General features: G+C 31.7%; 17 protein-coding genes. 4 read left to right on the top strand and 13 right to left on the bottom strand.

Annotated elements, in window-relative coordinates; translation table 11 throughout:
• Positions 1-78: 78 nt before the first annotated feature.
• Positions 79-483: a hypothetical protein gene (locus HDF25_RS25615; RefSeq protein ID WP_184629271.1), complete on the top strand. Its 405-nt coding sequence runs from the start codon at positions 79-81 to the stop codon at positions 481-483.
• Between the two features lie 238 nt (positions 484-721).
• Here HDF25_RS25615 and HDF25_RS25610 read toward each other — a convergent pair whose 3' ends face one another.
• The 3 genes from HDF25_RS25610 to HDF25_RS25600 all read right to left on the bottom strand — a co-directional run bounded on the left by HDF25_RS25610 (position 722) and on the right by HDF25_RS25600 (position 6,287).
• The gene (locus HDF25_RS25610) at positions 722-2,011 is read right to left on the bottom strand and encodes an HlyD family secretion protein (RefSeq protein WP_184629270.1); all 1,290 of its coding nucleotides are present in this window, start codon (positions 2,009-2,011) and stop codon (positions 722-724) included.
• A 72-nt stretch (positions 2,012-2,083) separates the two neighbouring features.
• Complete coding sequence (locus HDF25_RS25605) at positions 2,084-4,261, bottom strand: peptidase domain-containing ABC transporter (RefSeq protein WP_184629269.1); 2,178 nt, start codon at positions 4,259-4,261, stop codon at positions 2,084-2,086.
• Between the two features lie 220 nt (positions 4,262-4,481).
• Complete coding sequence (locus tag HDF25_RS25600; protein ID WP_184629268.1) at positions 4,482-6,287, bottom strand: biosynthetic peptidoglycan transglycosylase; 1,806 nt, start codon at positions 6,285-6,287, stop codon at positions 4,482-4,484.
• 73 nt (positions 6,288-6,360) lie between these two features.
• Here HDF25_RS25600 and HDF25_RS25595 point away from each other — a divergent pair, with 73 nt between their 5' ends.
• Positions 6,361-7,035: a glycosyltransferase family A protein gene (locus HDF25_RS25595; protein ID WP_184629267.1), complete on the top strand. Its 675-nt coding sequence runs from the start codon at positions 6,361-6,363 to the stop codon at positions 7,033-7,035.
• A 25-nt stretch (positions 7,036-7,060) separates the two neighbouring features.
• Here the strand turns inward: HDF25_RS25595 and HDF25_RS25590 are convergent, their stop codons facing one another.
• The 5 genes from HDF25_RS25590 to HDF25_RS26015 all read right to left on the bottom strand — a co-directional run bounded on the left by HDF25_RS25590 (position 7,061) and on the right by HDF25_RS26015 (position 15,123).
• Positions 7,061-9,307 carry a S41 family peptidase gene (locus HDF25_RS25590; RefSeq protein WP_184629266.1) on the bottom strand — a complete coding sequence of 749 codons (2,247 nt, stop codon included), beginning with the start codon at positions 9,305-9,307 and terminating at the stop codon, positions 7,061-7,063.
• Between the two features lie 155 nt (positions 9,308-9,462).
• The gene (locus HDF25_RS25585) at positions 9,463-10,386 is read right to left on the bottom strand and encodes an LLM class flavin-dependent oxidoreductase (protein ID WP_184629265.1); all 924 of its coding nucleotides are present in this window, start codon (positions 10,384-10,386) and stop codon (positions 9,463-9,465) included.
• Positions 10,387-10,474: 88 nt separating this feature from the next.
• Positions 10,475-13,564 (bottom strand): lantibiotic dehydratase, encoded by a 3,090-nt coding sequence (locus HDF25_RS25580; protein WP_184629264.1) that lies wholly within the window; start codon positions 13,562-13,564, stop codon positions 10,475-10,477.
• Between the two features lie 9 nt (positions 13,565-13,573).
• Positions 13,574-14,737, bottom strand: coding sequence for a lanthionine synthetase LanC family protein (locus HDF25_RS25575; protein ID WP_184629263.1), 1,164 nt, complete (start codon positions 14,735-14,737; stop codon positions 13,574-13,576).
• A gap of 122 nt (positions 14,738-14,859) precedes the next feature.
• The gene (locus HDF25_RS26015; protein ID WP_221451026.1) at positions 14,860-15,123 is read right to left on the bottom strand and encodes a class I lanthipeptide; all 264 of its coding nucleotides are present in this window, start codon (positions 15,121-15,123) and stop codon (positions 14,860-14,862) included.
• Positions 15,124-15,375: 252 nt separating this feature from the next.
• On the opposite strand from HDF25_RS26015, the gene HDF25_RS25570 reads away from it, so the two are divergent.
• On the top strand, positions 15,376-16,476 hold the full coding sequence (locus HDF25_RS25570) for a glycosyltransferase family 2 protein (RefSeq protein WP_184629262.1): 1,101 nt from the start codon (positions 15,376-15,378) through the stop codon (positions 16,474-16,476).
• 3 nt (positions 16,477-16,479) lie between these two features.
• Positions 16,480-17,337: a hypothetical protein gene (locus HDF25_RS25565; protein ID WP_184629261.1), complete on the top strand. Its 858-nt coding sequence runs from the start codon at positions 16,480-16,482 to the stop codon at positions 17,335-17,337.
• A 74-nt stretch (positions 17,338-17,411) separates the two neighbouring features.
• Here HDF25_RS25565 and HDF25_RS25560 read toward each other — a convergent pair whose 3' ends face one another.
• The 5 genes from HDF25_RS25560 to HDF25_RS25540 all read right to left on the bottom strand — a co-directional run bounded on the left by HDF25_RS25560 (position 17,412) and on the right by HDF25_RS25540 (position 20,118).
• The gene (locus HDF25_RS25560; protein ID WP_184629260.1) at positions 17,412-17,843 is read right to left on the bottom strand and encodes a hypothetical protein; all 432 of its coding nucleotides are present in this window, start codon (positions 17,841-17,843) and stop codon (positions 17,412-17,414) included.
• Positions 17,844-18,096: 253 nt separating this feature from the next.
• Positions 18,097-18,735: a DUF6266 family protein gene (locus HDF25_RS25555; RefSeq protein WP_184629259.1), complete on the bottom strand. Its 639-nt coding sequence runs from the start codon at positions 18,733-18,735 to the stop codon at positions 18,097-18,099.
• Positions 18,723-19,241 carry a hypothetical protein gene (locus tag HDF25_RS25550; RefSeq protein ID WP_184629258.1) on the bottom strand — a complete coding sequence of 173 codons (519 nt, stop codon included), beginning with the start codon at positions 19,239-19,241 and terminating at the stop codon, positions 18,723-18,725. Before HDF25_RS25550 ends, HDF25_RS25555 begins: the two co-directional genes overlap by 13 nt.
• Positions 19,238-19,810, bottom strand: coding sequence for a peptidoglycan-binding protein (locus tag HDF25_RS25545; protein ID WP_184629257.1), 573 nt, complete (start codon positions 19,808-19,810; stop codon positions 19,238-19,240). The genes HDF25_RS25550 and HDF25_RS25545 overlap by 4 nt, the downstream gene beginning before the upstream one ends.
• A complete protein-coding gene (locus tag HDF25_RS25540; protein WP_184629256.1) occupies positions 19,729-20,118 on the bottom strand; it encodes a hypothetical protein in 390 nt (129 codons plus the stop codon). Before HDF25_RS25540 ends, HDF25_RS25545 begins: the two co-directional genes overlap by 82 nt.
• Positions 20,119-20,356 lie beyond the last annotated feature (238 nt).

Below are 20,356 nucleotides of genomic sequence, written 5' to 3'. Positions count from 1 at the left end.
TGGGCTACATGTCCCCGGAGGAATTTGGTCAAAACTTAAATAAACAAAATATTGCAGCTTAACCCAATGTCCATTTTATTGTTGCAATTCCAAATAGATTTCCCTGTAACTTATGTATTGGATAATGATATTGATATTAAGCGTTTGTCAATACTGGCCAGGCAAGTACTTGTTAAAAGAAGTGGAAATACTGTTTCTTTTACCCCTCAGCTCGTTTATGATCATGAAATAACTATTCCAGTCTTTGCTGCCGGGACTGACATCCTCGATTACGAGAACAATTGCATTTTAAAAAGGAACCGAGGCGAGGAAAAACTATTCCGACAAGCATTTATTCAATTGCATCCGTCATTTAAAGAACAATGCCATCAGCAATCATTCTACCTTGCTAAAAGCGCTTTAAAGGATACCAATTGGCTAACTAGAGCTATACATGCTTTGAATAAGATTAACATTGTATTCAATGGTTTAGATAGACTATAAGAAGTAATAGTCTTTCAGCTTTATCTAGCGATTATAAGGGGTTTTCATATTTACAATTTCGTAACTTAATTCTAATACCTTCGTTTACATCAGAAAACCGATCGTTCGCGTAATATTTAGTTGATCCATTATAATAAGCGAAGGGATAAATCTCCTAGCTTTTATGAGAGTGCGAAATAAATTGTCAACTAATAATTATTAATTTATAAACACAATTTATTTCACGCTCTCAGACAAATCAATGGTTAATCATTTTGGTGAAATTTCTTACTAGTCTTTTTAGTAGTGTTGCATCTTCTGTGATAATTTCAGCATCTGCTGTCATTCCATTTTTTAGATGAATGTTTGATCTGAGCCATGACCTATCTTTAAGATCTAAACTTACTTTTGAAACAAAAACACTATCACGATAGGGAACATTTGTTATCGATTCAATTCTTCCATAAAGTACTCCATATTCTTCAAAAGGATAGCTTTTTAACTTTATAAGAACTTTTTGACCTTTTCTTACTTTTCCAATTTTATATTGTGGGATTGACATATCACCATAAAAATCAGTATTTCCAGGGTTTATGTATAGAACTTCATCATTTACATTTATAAATTGGTTTTCTTGAACTGTTTTCAAGAAAACCACCCTGCCAGTTTCAGGAGAGCTCAGAATGTATTTCTTTTTCCAATCTTCAATCGCACTTATCAAGCTATTCAGCGCTTGGGTAAATTTTAATTTGTCATCACTAATGGTATTATCAAGCTCTAGTATCTCCTTTTTCTTGGTAAAATAGTCAATGCTATTTGATAATAAGGCTCCTTCTGTTTGTTGTAATGGATATTTTTTTGCAATCAATTTGCTTCTTTCTTTTTGAAATTCGCTTTGGGCCTCAACTTTTTTCTCGTACAATTTTGAATGCATATCATATTCGTTTTTGCTAATTTCATAATCAGTTTTTTGGAGCTGCAATTGGTTCTCAAGTTGTCCCTTTTGATTTTCAATTATCAAAAGATCCCTCTCCAGATAAGATCTCTTTTTTAAATAAAACCCATTGGAAATACTTGATTGATAAGTAAGATATGATTGATTAAAACTTTCATAATTAGCCTGAAGTTCTCCTAAAATAGTATTTTGAGGGTCATAGTCTAATGGCATTATTTTGTTAATACGTAACTTTGATTGTAGGTTTTTTAGTTGTGTTAAAAGATTGAGCACCTGCATGTGATCCGCGGTACTTTCCAAAAATGCAAGTGATTGATCTCTAGAAACACTAACATTATCTTTTACGAATATTTTAATCAATTTGGCGGAAATTTTACTAATAACTGGCTTAGGAGAATTTAAGGAATTAACTTTAAGGGATGCGGTAATAACATCAGGATATTTAATAAAAGCTGACATAGAAATTATTACCCCTATTACAGTAAAAACGACAGTTAATCCCCATCTAATCAACCATGCAGGGGGTTTTGAAATGATATCTTGAATCTCTTCAGAATGATGACGATCTAGTGAATTTTGATTTTCGAATGGCATGTTTTTTATTGTATATTCATTTAATTCCAGCAAATTGGCTCAATTTGTATATCAAGTAAGTACTAAATGCTATTACATAGCCATCTCCAGTTGATTCTTAACCAACCCATAATACTCACCCTTTAAAATTATTAGTTCCTCATGTGCCCCCTGCTCAATTATTTTACCATTCTGCATAACAACTATATTGTCCGCATTTTTCACAGTACTTAATCTATGCGCTACAACTACCACTGTTCTGCCCTTAAAAAACTCTTGTAAATTATTCATTATCATAAGTTCATTATTTGCATCTAAAGCATTGGTGGCTTCATCAAAAAATATGTATTCGGGATTCTTATAAACTGCCCGAGCTATTAATAACCGTTGTTTCTGCCCTTGGCTAATTCCATTCCCCCCAGATCCTATTTTTGTATTTAAACCAAGAGGAAGTGAATTAATAAAATCCTGAATATTTGCTACATTAATTGCATGAATTAATTTTTCATGGTTAGGATATTCATCACCAACTCCTATATTATTTGCGATGGTATCTGAAAATATAAAACCATCCTGCATGACCATTCCACAATTATTTCTCCAAGTTTTAAAACTCAACTGATTTAATTTTGTCTTTCCTATCTCTATTTCACCTTTTTCTGCTTCATAAAATCGCATTAGCAATTTTAAAACTGTTGTTTTGCCACTTCCACTCATTCCAACAATTGCAGTCGTTTTACCTTCAGGAATAGATAAATTAATCTTATCTAGAACCGGATCATTTCCTGCACCAGGATATCGAAAGGTTAGATTGCTGATTTTTATACTTTTATCTGCTGGCATTTCTAATAACCAGTATTTTTCTAGAGATTCCTCATCCTCCATTTGATGAATTTCATTTAAACGTTCAAGGCTAATTTTAGCATCTTGAAAGCCTTGAATTAAGCCCAATAATTGCTCAATCGGACCATTTAATTGACCAACCATAAATTGAACAGCCATCATCCCTCCCAATGTTAAATTGCCATCAATTACAGCCTTAGCACTAATAAAGGATATCAAAATACTCTTAGCCTGATTAATAAACATAGAGCCCGCTTGTTGATACTGACTTAATGCTAAACTCTTAATATTGAATTTAAATATACTAGCCTGAACACGTTCCCAATGCCATCTCTTTTGTTGTTCACAGTTATTTAATTTAATTTCTTGTATGCCTCCAATTAGCTCAATCATATTACTCTGATTCATAGATGCATTATCAAAACGTTTAAAGTCAAGTTCTCTACGACGTTTCATAAACAATAATATCCAGGTAGCGTAAAGAAAAGTACTAATAATAAAAATAAAGAGAATACTGAAATTGTAATAGGCAAGGACTACTGAAAACACTATTAGATTGGCAAACGAAAATAACGTATTTAAAGTGGTTGAAGTTAGAAAACTCTCAATCCTACTATGATCAGTCATACGCTGCATAATATCGCCAGTCATCTTTGTATCAAAGTAACTCATAGGCAATCGCATAAGTTTGGCAAGAAAGTCAGTTAGAATAGATACATTTATCCTAGTAGTTATATGCAGCATAATCCAAGAACGAATAAAACTAACACTTGTGATTCCCAGGAAAAGCATAATCTGTGCAATCAATATAATGTAGATGAAATTTATGTTTCTAGTATTTATTCCTATATCAACTACAGACTGGGTTAGGAAAGGCGTAATAAGTTGTAATACGCTACCAATTGCTAATCCGAAAAATAATTGCAGGATTAACCGCATATAAGCATATCTGTATTTTAATAGTAAAGACCAATTTAATCCGGTGCTTTTTTCTCCAGGTTCTTCATAAAATTTGGGGGTTGGAGAAATAATCAAGGCTATGCCATCATGAAGTTCTTTTGTGCTAATCCAGTTTTGAGTGAATTCTTTAAGAGAATATTTAATTAAACCTCTTGCCGGATCAGATAAAAAGTAACTCCCATTTTTGATTTTGTACAGTACTACAAAATGACGTTGACGCCAATGAAGAATGCATGGTAATTCGATCTCATTCAATTGAGTTAAATCAATTTTCACACCCGATGTCCTAAATCCAATTTTTTCAGCTGCTTCACTGATGCCCAATAGTGATACACCATCCCGATTAATTCGGCAAATTTCTCTAAGTTTTTGTAGGCTATAATTGCGACCATAATATTTAGCGATCATCCTAAGGCAGGTTGGACCGCAATCCATTTGATCTAGCTGTTTATAATAGGGGAATTTCAAGGGAAAAATTTTACGTTAAAAGATGTTAGGAATATCAGTGTTGATTTGTATTGCTAATCTAATAGATTTATTGATTGGAAATATTTTCATTTATATTTTATCTTAAATACAAATGAATATAGAGCTTTTTTATGGTAAAAAAATCGTAGAGGCTTAAAATGTGACCTTACCCCATAAAACAATTTGAAAAAAGGGAAGATTACATTAATATTTCAAGGATCTACTCAAGATTAATGGTTCCCAAATGTTTAGAAAATGCAATAACGAGGGGTATATCATCAATTTCAGTTTGTTTGATAAGGCCTTTCCTTAACATTTCTTGGCTATAATTGTCTATATATAATTTAAGGTTTTTTAATAGCCTTGGTGATTGATTGATTAAAGCGTCTAGGAAAAACTTCGGTCTTGGGATTATATATGAGATTATTAGACATTCAACCAGAGTTAAATTTTTAACAGATTTAGAAAAATAAAATTCTGATGCTTCTGCAATTCCATATATATTGGGGCCAAATTCAATGATATTTAAATAAATTTCGAATAATCGTAATTTTGGAATGCAGTATATCTCTTCTAAAGACCATGTAATGATGACTTCTTCAAATTTCCTGAGAATAGTTTTCTTATGATTCAAGAATAAATTCCTAACTACTTGCATGGTAATTGTACTAGCACCCCTAACGAATTTTCTGTGAGCAATATTAGAGACAATCGCAAATCCAATACTCTTTTTATCAAAACCTTTGTGACTAAAAAAATTCCCATCTTCGGTTGTAATGATTGTTGACTTTAAAATTTCAGAAACCCCATCTAAAGAACTAAAGTTGATATTGTTTTTGTTTAATTCGATAGTTTTTATTACTTGTTCATCTTCCAATATATTATGAATAAACGGGGCATTCAAATACTTAAAATCTATTAAACAGTCACTTGAAGCTAGTTTTAAGTCATGACTAACTTGTATATCGAATATATAATTTAATGCATAATTCAATTGAAATTTAAGTGAAAGAGCAAAAGAGATAGATCCGATGAGATAATTAGCAATCGACGAATTAAACATGAAACTAGGAAAAGCTTCTAAAACTTTTGTCACTTCAATTTCATCTAAAAGTACTCCAATACTGACAAAATCTATTTCGGACAATTCTATTTCAATGAAGAATGAAAATGGAATTTGATTTAGATTTACGATAGAGGACTCATCCACAATTATTTCACCATCGTTGAATTTAAAATTAATAATTCCGTTGATACATTGATTTTCTAATTTATCATCGGAAATGAATGAGCTTTCTATTGTTGCATTCGTAAAGTTAAAATCTAGTTGTAATTCTTGAGAATCAACCTCCTTTTTATTTAATACTATCTCAATAAATTGTATCTCTATTTTAGAATGTCCTTTAAAGATGGAAACTGGGTAATGATTTTTTAATGAATCATCTGATGTATTTACGAAATTAGACACTTTCAGCATATTTTCTTTATACGCGGAATCATTATACATACTACTTACTCTATTATGAAGAAGACCATTCTCAATTCTTAAAAATGGAATCATAAAGAATTCGTCGTCATTAAAAGAAATTTTTATGCCATTAAAATTAATATTCCCAGGAAGATATCCAAAAATTGAAATGCCTTTACTTATGATTCTGGATTTAAATTTTCCCTTGCCTTTTGGGCTAAAAGTTAGATTCGAAGTAGAATTATTTTTTTTAAAAAAAATGATTTCTAAACCGTTAGCTTCAATGAAAGTAAAATTTATTCTTCCAACTAAAAAGCTTTTGACATTTATACAACAGGAAAGACTCTTTAATAAATGTACCCGATTAGCTTTAACATCTTTTATGTATATATTTTCGATAGTAAATTTTTTATAGCTATTGATTTTAATTTTTTTTAGTTTGATTCTTAATTTATACTTGTTTAATATTTTTGTCTTAATAGATCTATGCCAAGCTCTCCCTAATAGTAAACAGCTAAACAATTTTGTAAATACCAGCAGTATACCAAGTCGCTTCATAAATATAAGTATACAACTGAATTTTCATTTAAACAAGATTTCATTAGATTTACTTTTAAGTGAAAAATTATGTATGAATGATATAACTGTTTGTATTACTTCTTGTGGTAGAATTGATTTGCTAGAAAGAACTTTAGATAGCTTTTTCGAATTTAATACTTATCCAATAAAGGAAATCTTAATTATAGACGATTTCGGATTTGAAAATACAGATTTAAAGAAGAGAATGCGACCACTTGAAAAGAAATTTAATAAACATCCCATTAAATGGTTTTATAATAAAAAAAGGAAAGGGCAAATTGTAAGTATTGATAAATTATACTCATTAGTTTCTACTCCTTTAATTTTTCATTGTGAAGATGACTGGGAGTTTTACAAAAAGGGCTTTATTGAACAATCTATACTCGAACTGGAAAATAACCCCAAATGTATTCAAGTGTGGTTGAGAGAGTTTTATGACACTAATGGGCATCCTATTTATTTTGCTGGTAAGAAGTGGAGGCTTATGGAAAATTATTTGGATTTATGGAACGGCTTCTCATTTAATCCTGGGGTAAAAAGATTAAGTGACTATAAATTATTAGGAAAATATAGTGACCACGTGTCTTTTGATGATAAAATCCCTTGGGGAAGCGAGTGTCTCATAGGGATTCTATATCAAAAACTTGGCTATTTTGCCTGTATATTCTCGGAGGGCTATGTTAAACATATTGGTCAAGGAAGACATGTCAATGGTCAATTAGAATAAATTTTATATAAGTATTTGACACTTCTTACTTAAGTAATTCTTTCGCTTTTTCTAGAAGCTCATCTTTTCCAGTCATGATTCCCAGTATAGTTGGTTTTACCTTATAATCAATCTTCACCCCAACCCTTTGTGTGCGATCACCATTAGGATAAAAAATCCCTATTCCTGAAATCATTGTATTAATTCCTCCAGGCAATACAATTTTTGAAACATCTCCATCCGCTCCCGCTGTAATACTCCCCAAAACCTTAACTTTTTTTGAACTTTGAAATGCCATCGTAGTAAATTCTCCTCGGCTTTGGGTTTCAGAATTTACCAGAATAATAATTTCACCTGTATACGCATTATTACTCAGTACCCCATTATATATTTGAGAACCATAAATAAATAGACCTGGCAAGTTGCTCCAAGCTTTACTTACTTTCGCGAACGATGATGGCATTGATTTCAAATAGGCACCAAATTCATGAACTATAAAATCTCTAGGATAGCCACGCATATCGATGATCATTCCTTTAGTATCTTTAAACAGCCTTCTAACTTCAGGCAAGTCTGAGTTTTTATATTTGGCCGGAAATAGATATCCAATATTATTCGAGAGAAGCTTATACGCTACTTTATCTTTATACAAATATTTATTATTTATATTTGAAGAGCCTATACCATTAATACTTTCGGTCAATACTTTCTCATTCCTTATCAAGGAAATATGAAACGAATTTTCATTACTACGTAATAAATAACTACTTGGTAAATCTCTTAATTGAGTATCATAATTTGAGGCAGGGGTAATAGGAAGATATCTTTTAACTTCTTCCTCAACTTTTTTCCCATTTATACTTGTAATAATATCACCAATTTTAAATTTAGAACTAACACCCAACGTGTCTACAAGGTAACCAGTGATCACTAATTTATTTTCTATAAAATTCGCTTCAAAAGGAACTGTGAATTTACCCTTAATCTCATTTAAAATATTATTACCTCCCCAAATATTGGCATGGGTATCATTTACAGTTGCAATTAATCGTAAAACAGCCAACACATATTCATTTTTATCTCTGGCATTAATAAAAACAGGTATATAATCCATTAGTACTTTATTCCAATCTGATCCAATCACATCTTTATAAGGATAATAATAATTAATCATCGTCCAATATCTAAAAAGACTTAATAAACGATATCCCGCATCTGGATAAATCATTGAGGGGTATTGTTTTTCGTGGTCAAATTGCGGATTTCCGTTATAATGATTAAATGAAAGATAGTAGTTCGTATTGACATTTCTATTATTTTTAACAAATACTAACTTTTCTATTAGCGATTTAGAAAGTATAGAATGATTAAACAAAAAACCATAATTAGGACTTAAGGCAATATTCTTTTGGATACTATTACACTCATTACATATAGGAAGTTTTGGAAGCCGATCCAAATAGTTTTCTAATGCTTTAGATAATTCAGAATTACTTTTAGCCTGGATCACATTTGGCAACAACCTAAAAAGTTCAGCATCCCAGTTATATTCTCCTTTGGCTATGGCAGTATGGTGATACTTTAAGAAACCCCAAAATTGGCCCGCTATAGCTAAATTATTGACCAATTGAGGGGTCAAATTAGAGATTTTTATTCCAGAACTTCTATTATAAACTGTATCTGAATCTGATTTTTTCAGAATAAAAGGTATTAATTCAGTTTTTTCAAGTGGTTTACCATCAATAAACAACTCGAAACCATCATACCATGCGCGCCCATTCCCTACTAATAAACCTCCAATATGAATAGCCTTTGCAGATTTACTGTCATATGGTAGTTTTATGGAATACGGTTTCCAATCGTTAGTTCCTCTTACCCCACTCTTACTCATATTGTCAAATGCAATCGCACCTTCTACCCCATCAATTCTGAGCCATATACCAGCATATCCAGTATTTACATCCTGAGTTTTAATATATCCTTTTAATTCGATTAAGCGTCCTTTAAATGTTCTATTAATAGGATAATCTATAGCTCCAAAATTAGAAAAATTGCCAATATTTTTTATTAGAAATGAATATTTGCCTTTAATTTTAGTTGTGCTATCAAGGGTTACTTGATAAGCTTTATTCTGTTCCCCATTAAGTGAATATGACCAACCAATTGGTTTTTTTTTAAAACCATCAATATTTTCCCCGTTAACATTTAAACTTTCCTCCCGTTGACCGCATGAGGATAATGACGATAATATAATCATCCAGAAAAAACAGAAATTCGCACCTATTTTATACATCTTCTATAGTTAGTACTTCATTATTAAATGAAAGTTGATAGATAAAGTTAATGAAACATTTTAAAGTTTAATAAAAAGTAAATCTTATGAGATACAGATTTACTGGCTTGTTCATTTCATAGATGAAGAAACAAGTCATAATTCAGGATAAATACCTATTTGAAAAATTCATTCGCAACTGAGCTTATAGATTCTTGTTTCTCTTCTAGTGTGGTGTAATAATTCAGTACCACAATTTCAGAAACATCAAATAAATCCTTAAAATAAAGCAATTGATCCTTTATTCCTTTTGAATCTCCCAGGACTGAATTAACACCATTCCACCAGTTTTTTTCACTATTAGTACTAGTAAATTTCTTTAACGTAATTAAAGAATTAGAACAGAAACATTGTAAAGCAATAGAACATTCAGGAAGGATATTATATTTTTCAAAATATAGCTCTTTGAACGATTTCAAAATATTGACCATTTCCTTTGCATTTTGTTTAGAATGTATCAAGGACAAACAAAAAGCGCCGCCGTGTTTAACTGCTAATTGAATGCTATTGATTGAAGATCCTAAAAACCATATACTAGGTGGTTTACTTATGATTGGTTGAATTTGAATTTGATTGAACATGTGGTTCTCAGTATGTGTGTTTAGCAAGAAATCATGAAGAAGATCAACCTGTGTAATGAAATATTTATTATTCAGTTTTTCCTCGCTAATAGCAAAGGCTTTTTTATAAACATCATCTATTTCACCCCTAGCAATTCCTAAATCTATTCTATCTGGATATAAAGCACTTAAAATCTTATATGCTTGTGCTACCCGAAGCGGGTTATGATATTTCATTAAAACACCAGCGGCACCAACCTTCAATTTTCGAGAATATCCCGCGAGTAAGGGAAGCAAATGTTCAGGGCAATTCCATGCTATATTTTTACCATAATGCTCGCTTAACCAATATCGGCTATATCCCATTTTTTCATACTCGTAGATATTAACTATTAAGTGATTTATGACATCATGAGCATAAAAAGTGGGTGGATAAAAACTTCCAAAATCCAAAAGACTGAGAGCCAATTTCTTATTCATATACAATGTTTTATATAGCAAGGACTTAACAATATATCAATTAAGTATTAAATATGACTAAAACACTCACTACATTGAATTTAAAATTTTATAATTCTTCACTAACTACAACCTTATTTTTGATTGCTGTAATAGAGGTGTAATATTTAGTTAAAAAATGGTAAACAACCAGTTCATACTTCCTTTGCTGTGATATAAAGAGCCTATTCATAAACATATGTATATAATCTGCAAGTAACTTAATATACCTCTCATTATCATTAGTAAAACTTAATTTAGATTGTATTACATTAATAGCTTGGAAATTCATCTTCGAACGCATTTTAAATACATCTACTGCCTCACTTATTTCATTTAAAACATCGTTTTCTGGCTTCATATGCAGAAAGATATCTTGTTGGGCGCTTCTATATTTGTCATTTAATTGCCTACGAAGTTGTGTACCTCCGCCAAACTCGTTAAAAAAGCTCTCCGACATATATTCAGATATTTTTAGTTTATCAGTCAATGATAAGTTAAAATCATCTAGAAACATATCTATAGATCTCAATGCAAATAGCAACCTATATCGCTGACTTTCATTATCCTCCAACAAACTAATAAACCTTAAAACAGCTAAACTATCATTAAAAAAAATAGTTTCAGACTCTTCGATCAAATCTATACCATATCTTTCCAATTCTCTGATATAAGTATCAATTACTATTTTATGAATTAATTTATTATCAATAAGAGGTTGTAAGACTTTCATAAACTCACGTTGAATTAGCGCTTGCTTTTTAGGATCATCATTATAAAACCTTATCCTTGTATGTGCAGAATCATCTCTATATCTTATGAAATAGAATTTCTCAAAGAGATTTTTATTTAAAGACTTTTCAATAAAATTTAAAATATAGTCTTTCAATACCATCTCGTTAGCCTTCGGCCCACTATATATCTTAAAATATAACCATTCACTACCAGGGCCGAACTTTTTTTGAATTGTATCGTTTACAGATTTATTAATCGACGATCCTTTCCTCTCATAGTTCAGGGATACAGGAATTATAATTTCATTTGTATATGAGGCGCCAAATACATCTTTAACGATACAATTGGATTCCTCAAATAAAAATTCTTCAATTATTATAGTTTTATGCTTTTTAATGTAAGAAATAAAGAGTTCTATACTTTCAATATTATTGAAATCTATTAACAATTGATTATCATGTTCTGAAATAACAACTTTATCTGGAATTTTCCACTTGTTCTTAAACTCTTGAAAATGACTATTGAATTCAAGATTCTCAAAATCCAGAATATCGGATTCACTAACTTTCCATCTACTCTTTCTTAAGATTAAATCCTTATATGTTACTCTTGGGAGGAATTTTAAATTGGCCAAAGGTCCCCAATCCCAAATAGCGGGACTTGACATCCCTTGAAATTGAAGATCACACAAGAATTCATATATTGGAAGGCTTTTACTTCTAAAATTATGGGCAGTAGTCAGTTTAGGTATAATTCGCTTATTATTCCTTCGGTCTCTTAGTATAACTTCATTTTGAGAAACAGAGACCATTAAGTCTTCAATTGGAATTTGAAACTCATTGGGCAGGCCAGAATTCCCTAAGTAGGGTATCTCATATTCTCTTAAAGTTTTACGCAGTAGGATATTTCCAACTCGAGATTGAGGAAGGTGTACGATTTCTGCATGAATAACATCGGGATCATTTGTTTTTTCAAAATCCATTATTTGTTTAGCACATTCAAATAATTTATCGTCAGAATGCGTAAACCTTCCCAGTAGATTCCCTGCCGAAGGTCCAGAAAAGGAAGACATACTAAATAAAAAATTATTTGAATTAAGTGAGTTGTTCTTTTTAAATAGTGATCCTAAGATATACATACTACTAGGAAATATGTAGTTTTCAGTATATCTCTTAAACGACTTAACATCTGTGTCAAAAATTTCAATTTGACTTAAACCATTTATAAGATAATCTTCGAACTTAGATATAACAAACTCTGTTATATGGTCATATTGAATATTTCTTTCTGAAGGATTAAAACTCACTCTTAGATCATTAATCCATTTTCCCCCACCTGTTGCTTCTTCAATGGCACCTGCATATCCGACTCCCAAGTCAGCATCTAAAGCAAAAACTAAGGGAATCTCTTGTTGCTCGTATCGATTTAGATACCGCTTTTTAAAATCATCAAGTGCATTTAATCTTAATTCACGAGCTAAAAACATCAAATCTTTTGATTGTTTAACTATAGTTTGGACTAGATCTTCATTTATTTCATTACTAGCAGTTGATAATACAAGATCAGTCTGAATTAGGTTTTTAGGTAAATCTTTAATTTTAAACCTATTTATTAGAATTGCTTCCAATTCTAATAAATACTCTACACCAACTTTAGGATGCTTAAGAGAATAGGTAATTTCCTTGAGCACATTTTTCAATTCTTCAATCCCCTCAAACCTTTCTAGCTGCTCAATTAACTTTTCTAGTGGCTCTTTTCCAGTTACATAAATATTAAACTCAGACACTAATAATTGAGAATCCCACATTTCTTTTATAAAATCAGAAGCTTCATCTATTGTAACATCTGAAATATCTGAAAGCTTAACCGCAAGATCATTAATTGTCTGCGGGACCTTTGCAAGGTTCAAAATTTCTTTCAAATAATGCGTTTTCTCCACCGATGTCAAGTTATATACCCGCTGATCATTTTTTATATAATATTCAGCATAACGGAAATCAAAATAAGTCTCATAAATACTGTTATTCCTAACTAAATATAGCTGCTGTTGAACCTGCGGTATTTTTTCAATTTCTTCATGAATTAATGCTATATAATTCATGTCTAATCTGGTGCGTCTAGCGTGATTTCTACTGTCCCCAATTATTAGACTTGTTTCATTTCCAGACAGATTAACAACTGCACTTCCCGCAAAAGTGCCAAATGGGGTGCATCTAGTACAACTTCTTACCCAATACTTAAAAAACGACCGCTTAAGCTTTTCTTTATCATCTAATGATTTGGTTTTTTTTAACTCCTTCCATAATTCTGTCGACGCTAAGTATACTCCCTCCTCAAATAAAGAAGTAATCTTTTTTGATTCAACGAATGTCTGAGAAATACTTTGAACCGGAGAACGCAGTATTATAAACTTAAATGGATTCATATTTTAATTTTAATCGTTGAGAAGTAGACAATAGTCCCAGCTGAAATCACCACTGAGATAAGACATCAAAACTAAGCCTATACCAGCTGCTCCTTCCAATATTCCAAAACTATTTTCATAATTCTTACTAATGCTATTATATTTTTTGTACCCTGCAACACCATCTGTATAAGTACTAAATTCAATAGTCTTACTAATCCAATAATCACAAGCATCTTTGAATATCAAATCTTTAGTAGATGCCCACATTTTATTATATATGTAGGCTATCCCCGCTGTGCCGTGGCAAATTCCTGCATCAATAACTCCTGTACTTTCCTTTGAGCGTCTTTTTGTCGAGTTCGTAAGAATTTCTAGGGAAAATTTCCGTAATTTATCATCATTAAATACCAATGATGACTGAAACAGTATATAACCAATTCCTAAATCACCGTAGCACCAGGATAATCGACTAAATTTATCATTCTTTTCATCAATTATTGAGGCATAATAGCAGATTGATTTATCAAAATTTGAATTAGACAGTAAATAATCGATAATAAGATATGCCATTTTTCCAGCCTCTTTTTTGCAAATATTCTGTTTAAAACATTGTACAGAAACCTTTAATATACTAGCTAATCCATGAGATAAACTAGGATTAATTTTTTCTGATTCAAGCTTATTTGTAATTGGATTATAATGAGGAATCATTGAGGAACCTTCTTTCATAATCCGGTTTAGTTCTTCAAAGAAAGTATAGAATAAATTTAGATTTCTTTCATAATCAGTATACAGTAGATAATATGCAATACCAGTTGAACCATGTAAGAAATCATAATTATTCTTCTTAAGATACTCTAAACAAAGTTCTGCTAGTCTGTCATTATCATCACAAATAGCTTCCAGGTCTTCGTCTTCCAAATAATCATTTTTATGTAAATAAGAGAAGAACCAATTTATCCCAGCTTTTCCAGTACAAAATGATGGATAAGGGCTCTGTATTGCTAATTCAGCTATTTCCTGCAATGAATTAGCATATTCATCTATAGAGAGGCTGCTATTAAAAAATTTAAAATAATGAAACTTAAACATGCTTACACCACAACTCCCTATTAAAATAGAAAGAGATTCATTATTATCTAAAATTAAACTATCATATATTTCATTTATTTTAGCTTCTATCTTATTCATTAAAAATCTCCGTAACTATATATTATTTTTTATAAAAAATCTAAATATCCAAAATGGATTGACCTTAAAAATATAACTAAACCGTTGTATAAATCTATACAACGGTTTAATTAATGTTAGGCCTATTTTGGGTAAATACTACAGGTTGGGCCAAATGAAGTATTGCACGCGCTAGTCTCAGGCGCCGGCTCACAGGTTTGGGAAGGACATCCGTTAGTTTGTTGAGTCCAAGGACAAGCCATTTGAGAATAACCACCCTCGCAAGGGCTAGTAGTACAAGGTCCAGTTTCACCACCTAGGATTTTCGCCATATCACTTTCAGTAAGACCTACAATTGTTGTCTTCTTTAATTGAAGTCTGGCGGTGTTAAGCTTAATTTTTTTCATTTTTCACTGATTTAGGTTATTAATTCAAACTAAATTAGATTTTTTTATTTGTAAAAAAAGAAATTATAAATAATTTCATAACTGATTATTAAACAAGCAAAAGGACACAAATAGAATTTTTATTTTAGTAAGATCACTTTTTCTTATTATAGTTGTATTTAAAATATATTGACATAATAGAGGTGAATAATTTTCTTAGATTCAACAATTCATTTTTGTCCAGTATTAAAGTAAGTATGAAATTTTATTAACATGGGAGATTATAAAATCAGTTTTTGCACTGTTTGCATGAATAGATTACATCATCTCAAACAAACATTACCAATAAATTTAATTAATAACGAAAATTATTTTGATTTGGAGTTTATTGTTTTAGATTATAACTCTTCAGATGGCCTTGAATCCTACATAAAAGAATCTATGGGGAGCTATTTACAAAGTGGAAGACTTGTCTATTACAAAACACTCTCTCCAAAATATTTTAACAGAAGTCATTCACGTAATTTAGTCTTTAATCTATCAAATGGAAATATAATATGCAATATTGATGCTGATAATTTTACTGGAGTTAATTTTGCAAAATACATTAATGATCAATTTAAGACTAGAAACGATATATTTTTGACTACCATTGGCAATTCAAATTCCGCGGATGTTTTGGGAAGAATTTGCATGAAGAAGAAAGATTTTCTTGAAATAAAAGGATACGACGAAAGAATGACTGATTATGGATTCGAAGATTATGATTTGGTCAACAGACTTGAAATAAACGGATTAAAGAAAGTATTTATCAATTCAAACGCCGAATACCTTCGCGCAATAAAGCACGGAAATGAAGAACGTTTATCAAATGAATTCGTTACAAATAATATAAAGAGTCTTTTATTAAGCTACCTTACTCCTTCAAGTACTTGTTTCATATTTATCTTTAATAATCATAAATATAAAAAGTTTATTCTGATAGATACTATAACATTTGAACCATTGACGGAGATACAAAAAGCCGAACCATCTTATAATTTGGCATTTTTCCAAGATCAATGGGCAGAAGGAGAATGGGGTGGAGATGATAACGAATTAATAATAAATCAAAAAGGACATCCAATTAAAAAGTTAAACTTTAATAAAAAAAAGAATTGCTTCGAAAGCTTCACTAACAATTTATTAGAAGATTATTATCCGATATCAAATAAATTCTTAATTCAAGAAGCTATATTTCAAACTGGCCTAATCACAAATAGAATATTAATGGACAAAAACAAATTAGAGAAACGTGATAATGTAAACTTAAATGGCTTTGGTAAAGATACTGTGTATAGGAATTTTGAAAATAAAATCCATTTGGTCCCTTAGCTAATGAATGAGAAATCCACCCCCATAGTTATTTCAATATTTTATAATTCGGCTAATTGGCATGTATTATTAGAGTTGTTAATAAAACCATTTTTAAATCAAAATCACTTGATTAAATCCTTTCATATATATTTAAGTACTTTTAGAGGTGATCATATAAAGCTAGTTATCATATCACTTAGCAATAAAACCAATATTGAAGAAACATTATCAGATTTAGTACGCGGTTTTTTATTATCGCATCCTTCTCAAGAAATAAATATTATTTACCCACTACCGGGTTTCTTTTTAAATTACTCTAACAATTCATTTATCATTGAACAGAAACTGTTTAATTCATATCCTGTTGAAATTACAGAATATGGCTATGATATGCGTTGTGAAATTTCAAAAGCCTTAGCTAAAGTTTTTGGTAGTGAAATAATAGACATAGACGAAATTTTTACTTTTATAACATATATGCAAATTGCCATTATAAAATCAATGTATGAAGATTTAAATATTGCAAAAATAAAAATCAAATCATTAATCAATTATTTAATCGATAACAACAGAATGATTAATCATTCTGTCGAGGGAATTAATATTACGGAGAACTTAAGTTATCGCGATATTTTTCTATATAATCAACAGGATCTCTCAGAAATAATAAAAGATGTTTGGGATGAAAATGAATATGATAATTCATTGAAATGGATAATAGATTGGGAAGAAAGTTGCAGAAGCTTGATAAGTGAAAATGATATCAATAATAAATTTATGCAATTAACGCGGTTAATATATGAACATGTAGGATATCAACCTGAAGAAGACTTTAAACAATCTTTACAGATCCTATCTGTCCTATCAAATTTAAGCTAAAAACTGCAACTGTTTCATAGGATTAAATAGATGTGCCCTCAATATTTCATTTTTCTGGCAAGGTGAATACCCCGTCATTTTAACTTTGTACTGTCATAATTTTTACCCAGTGTATCTGTCACCCTAAAAAGTATCTTTCTATTTAGAAATAAATCCATTAGATAGGTATTTTCTTGATACCTGATCTTTTCTCTACCTTTTTCACCACGCTTCAGACTTAAACCCGGCAAGTTTACAATGTATTCATCAGTAGAATGTCTGCCATTCTTCAATGGCTTTTGATCTAAATAGACTATTGATACATAATCAATTACCCTTGTATCAACTCCCTTGTTAACAACATCAATATATAAATAAGTTGATAGATTTCCCTTTTCTGTACCCCATCCGATAGTCACCTCAAGTCCTCCTCGTCTAGAACCGAAATAAACGATCATATTCCATATAAACGCAAGGAAACCAGCGCATGATCCAATTAATTTTAGTACTTCTGTAGTATTATTCATTTATGATGAAGTATTCGTATTAAAAATAACCTACTAGATACGCATAAGTTGTCGATAAATTTCAGATTAATCGACAAAAACTTTCATCATATACCTTATATCCTGTCATATCAGCGAATTATATTCTCGGCAATATTAATCCCCCCTTAGTATAACTCTCTCCTATTCAAAAACCCATCAACCTATTGTCCTAATATACAAACACAATAAGCCAGTAATCTGAATTGCTGGCTTATTGTGTTTAATCCTGCTTCTACTTCAAGAGATAAACACTACCAGAGACGTATCTTTTATGAACTGCTGATGCTAAAAACAACCAGTAATGCAAAACATCTTCCTTTTCAAACACATGACATTGCATCTCTAATTTGAAATCCAATCTTTTAGCTGCATATTTAAAATTGTGGCCTGTACCTGTTGTAGCATTATAAATAAAAAAATGCACATCATCATCAGGTCGACTATCACGGTTTAAAGAATCAAGATCATCATCCCATCTGATATTAATTTTTCCATTTTCAGAAATAACCATCCTTAAATCAAATACCATATTCAGATTACCTTTACTTATTTCCACTTTCGGATAATCAATCTGATAATCGGGGTGTTCTCCTATAATCGCTACATTTAAAAACTGTCTGACTGCTCTATTTCCTGGAGTGACCGGTATCTTTTTTTTAGTAGCATATCCAATCTCAATTATTTCTTTCAGATGTCCGGCAAATGAACTTGCCAGGCCTAATTTCAAACGTTGTGCCATCTGCTTTTCAGTAGGTGGTTTCAACCTTTTTTCACGTTTGATCCCATTAACAGTGTAATACAACTTCGTTCTTTTATCATTTGCTTCCCTCTCATTAAAAAGAGGTGATAGCCTTCTTCTTATTGGTGCCATTTTTTCCAGTTTAAATTGTAAATAGATTTTTCATACCACCACAGCCCGATAAAAGCAGTTAAAACTAAAACCCACATGATCCATTTCCAGGAAACCTGGCTTTGTTTCTCCCTGGTTTGTTGTTGGGAGATGTCTTTCTTACTTTGTTTTGACCTCTCTTCTATCCTACCCTTGTCAAGTTCCTGAACTATAGTTTCTCCTGAATAAGTTAAAAGTTCATTTGAACTTCCTATAAACAGAATACTATCTGCCTGGCCAGAAAAACCTTTTTCAGGAGAATAGATAAAAGCTCCTTTTGGCCAAAGTTGGACAGCATAATCCCGGCGCATCGAATCACGATAAAACACTAAACTGGCTGATTTTTTAAACCAGTCTTTATTTTCTACCAATTCAGATTCGCTTGTCTGTTTGGAGGACTGATAGGATTTCTCTGTCTTTGTACGCGTATTTTTGAATAAACCGCAGCCAGCCATTAAGAACAGCAGCAGTAACACACAAATTTTCATGGTAACCTCCTTCCTGCTGTTACCCAATCTGCTATTTGATAAATGCTTTTCAGATGCCTGCGTTTACGATACACTCCATCTCCTTCAATACTACCATTCAAATTGGTATTCCCTTCAATGCTCAGACACCAATCACCCTGAATTTTCTCTACCAAACCCACATGGGCAATACGCTTTACTTTGGGAATATAAATACCTATTACATTACCGGGCAATGCCGATCTGGCTAATCTGGAAGAAGGGAAAAGTGCCGGAGACCACCCGGACCTGGGCTGAGCATACCCTGCCTTTGCATACAACCAACTGATATAGGCCGCACACCAGGGCTGTCCTTTTTTTAACCCGACAGTTGCCAGATATTCTTCAACCCTGGCCCCATCATTATGCCCCGTCTTTTCTCTGACACCAATTTCTGCTCTGGCCAAATTAACCAACTGCAAACGGTATTGAGCATCACTAAAGGTTTCCTGTTTAATTGGTATCTGTCCTAACAGATCGCGCTTAAGCATACCGAAGCTACCAGCAAAAGCAAAGCAAAAGATGCCCAATAAAAGCCTAATTGTTGCCATAATGATAAAGTGTTAAACTGTGAAACCATAGTTCGAAAAGAAGGCAGTCCTGCTGCCAGCCAAAACTTTTGTAATAACCACCAGCATAAACCCGTTATCAGCATAAAACTGATCAGACTCAATATGACCAGCAACCAAATGCTCTGGTCAATATTACCGGCTGTTTCATCAATCTTATGCAACCATAATGGGGCAAAACACCAGACCATCAATAAGCCAATAAAAAGCAAATGCTGTTTCAATCTGCGAGGTACCTGACCTGTCCGCAATCTCAATACGGGATATAATTTTCTAATTGAAGTATTCATAATAAATCATTTAAATTGTGACAATGAAATTGATTGAAAGCTACTGGCAAGCTTTCATTATCCTGCCAGTAGCTTTCGGACTAGGCTATCGTTACCTTGCCCAGGTATTGAGTGATAGACGCCTGTTTGCCATCTTCAGAGCCAAAAAACATCCATCCATGAACCTCACCTTGAAATATTCTTGGCATAGAGGTATCAACAGTTAACTTACTTCTTACAATCTTACCAGGGGCAGACA

Source organism: Pedobacter cryoconitis, assembly GCF_014207135.1.
Lineage (GTDB): Bacteria > Bacteroidota > Bacteroidia > Sphingobacteriales > Sphingobacteriaceae > Pedobacter > Pedobacter cryoconitis_D.
The sequence above is the reverse complement of the archived record's forward strand: the minus strand, read 5'-3'. Positions and strand labels throughout refer to the sequence as shown.

Excerpts from the sequence above, each read along its gene's own strand:
- HDF25_RS25610 (WP_184629270.1), bottom strand. The coding sequence starts at position 2,011 with ATGCCATTCGAAAATCAAAATTCACTAGATCGTCATCATTCTGAAGAG.
- HDF25_RS25600 (WP_184629268.1), bottom strand. The coding sequence starts at position 6,287 with ATGAAGCGACTTGGTATACTGCTGGTATTTACAAAATTGTTTAGCTGT.
- HDF25_RS25595 (WP_184629267.1), top strand. The coding sequence starts at position 6,361 with ATGAATGATATAACTGTTTGTATTACTTCTTGTGGTAGAATTGATTTG.
- HDF25_RS25590 (WP_184629266.1), bottom strand. The coding sequence starts at position 9,307 with ATGTATAAAATAGGTGCGAATTTCTGTTTTTTCTGGATGATTATATTA.
- HDF25_RS25585 (WP_184629265.1), bottom strand. The coding sequence starts at position 10,386 with ATGAATAAGAAATTGGCTCTCAGTCTTTTGGATTTTGGAAGTTTTTAT.
- HDF25_RS25580 (WP_184629264.1), bottom strand. The coding sequence starts at position 13,564 with ATGAATCCATTTAAGTTTATAATACTGCGTTCTCCGGTTCAAAGTATT.
- HDF25_RS25575 (WP_184629263.1), bottom strand. The coding sequence starts at position 14,737 with ATGAATAAGATAGAAGCTAAAATAAATGAAATATATGATAGTTTAATT.
- HDF25_RS26015 (WP_221451026.1), bottom strand. The coding sequence starts at position 15,123 with ATGAAAAAAATTAAGCTTAACACCGCCAGACTTCAATTAAAGAAGACA.
- HDF25_RS25570 (WP_184629262.1), top strand. The coding sequence starts at position 15,376 with ATGGGAGATTATAAAATCAGTTTTTGCACTGTTTGCATGAATAGATTA.
- HDF25_RS25565 (WP_184629261.1), top strand. The coding sequence starts at position 16,480 with ATGAATGAGAAATCCACCCCCATAGTTATTTCAATATTTTATAATTCG.
- HDF25_RS25560 (WP_184629260.1), bottom strand. The coding sequence starts at position 17,843 with ATGAATAATACTACAGAAGTACTAAAATTAATTGGATCATGCGCTGGT.
- HDF25_RS25555 (WP_184629259.1), bottom strand. The coding sequence starts at position 18,735 with ATGGCACCAATAAGAAGAAGGCTATCACCTCTTTTTAATGAGAGGGAA.
- HDF25_RS25550 (WP_184629258.1), bottom strand. The coding sequence starts at position 19,241 with ATGAAAATTTGTGTGTTACTGCTGCTGTTCTTAATGGCTGGCTGCGGT.
- HDF25_RS25545 (WP_184629257.1), bottom strand. The coding sequence starts at position 19,810 with ATGGCAACAATTAGGCTTTTATTGGGCATCTTTTGCTTTGCTTTTGCT.
- HDF25_RS25540 (WP_184629256.1), bottom strand. The coding sequence starts at position 20,118 with ATGAATACTTCAATTAGAAAATTATATCCCGTATTGAGATTGCGGACA.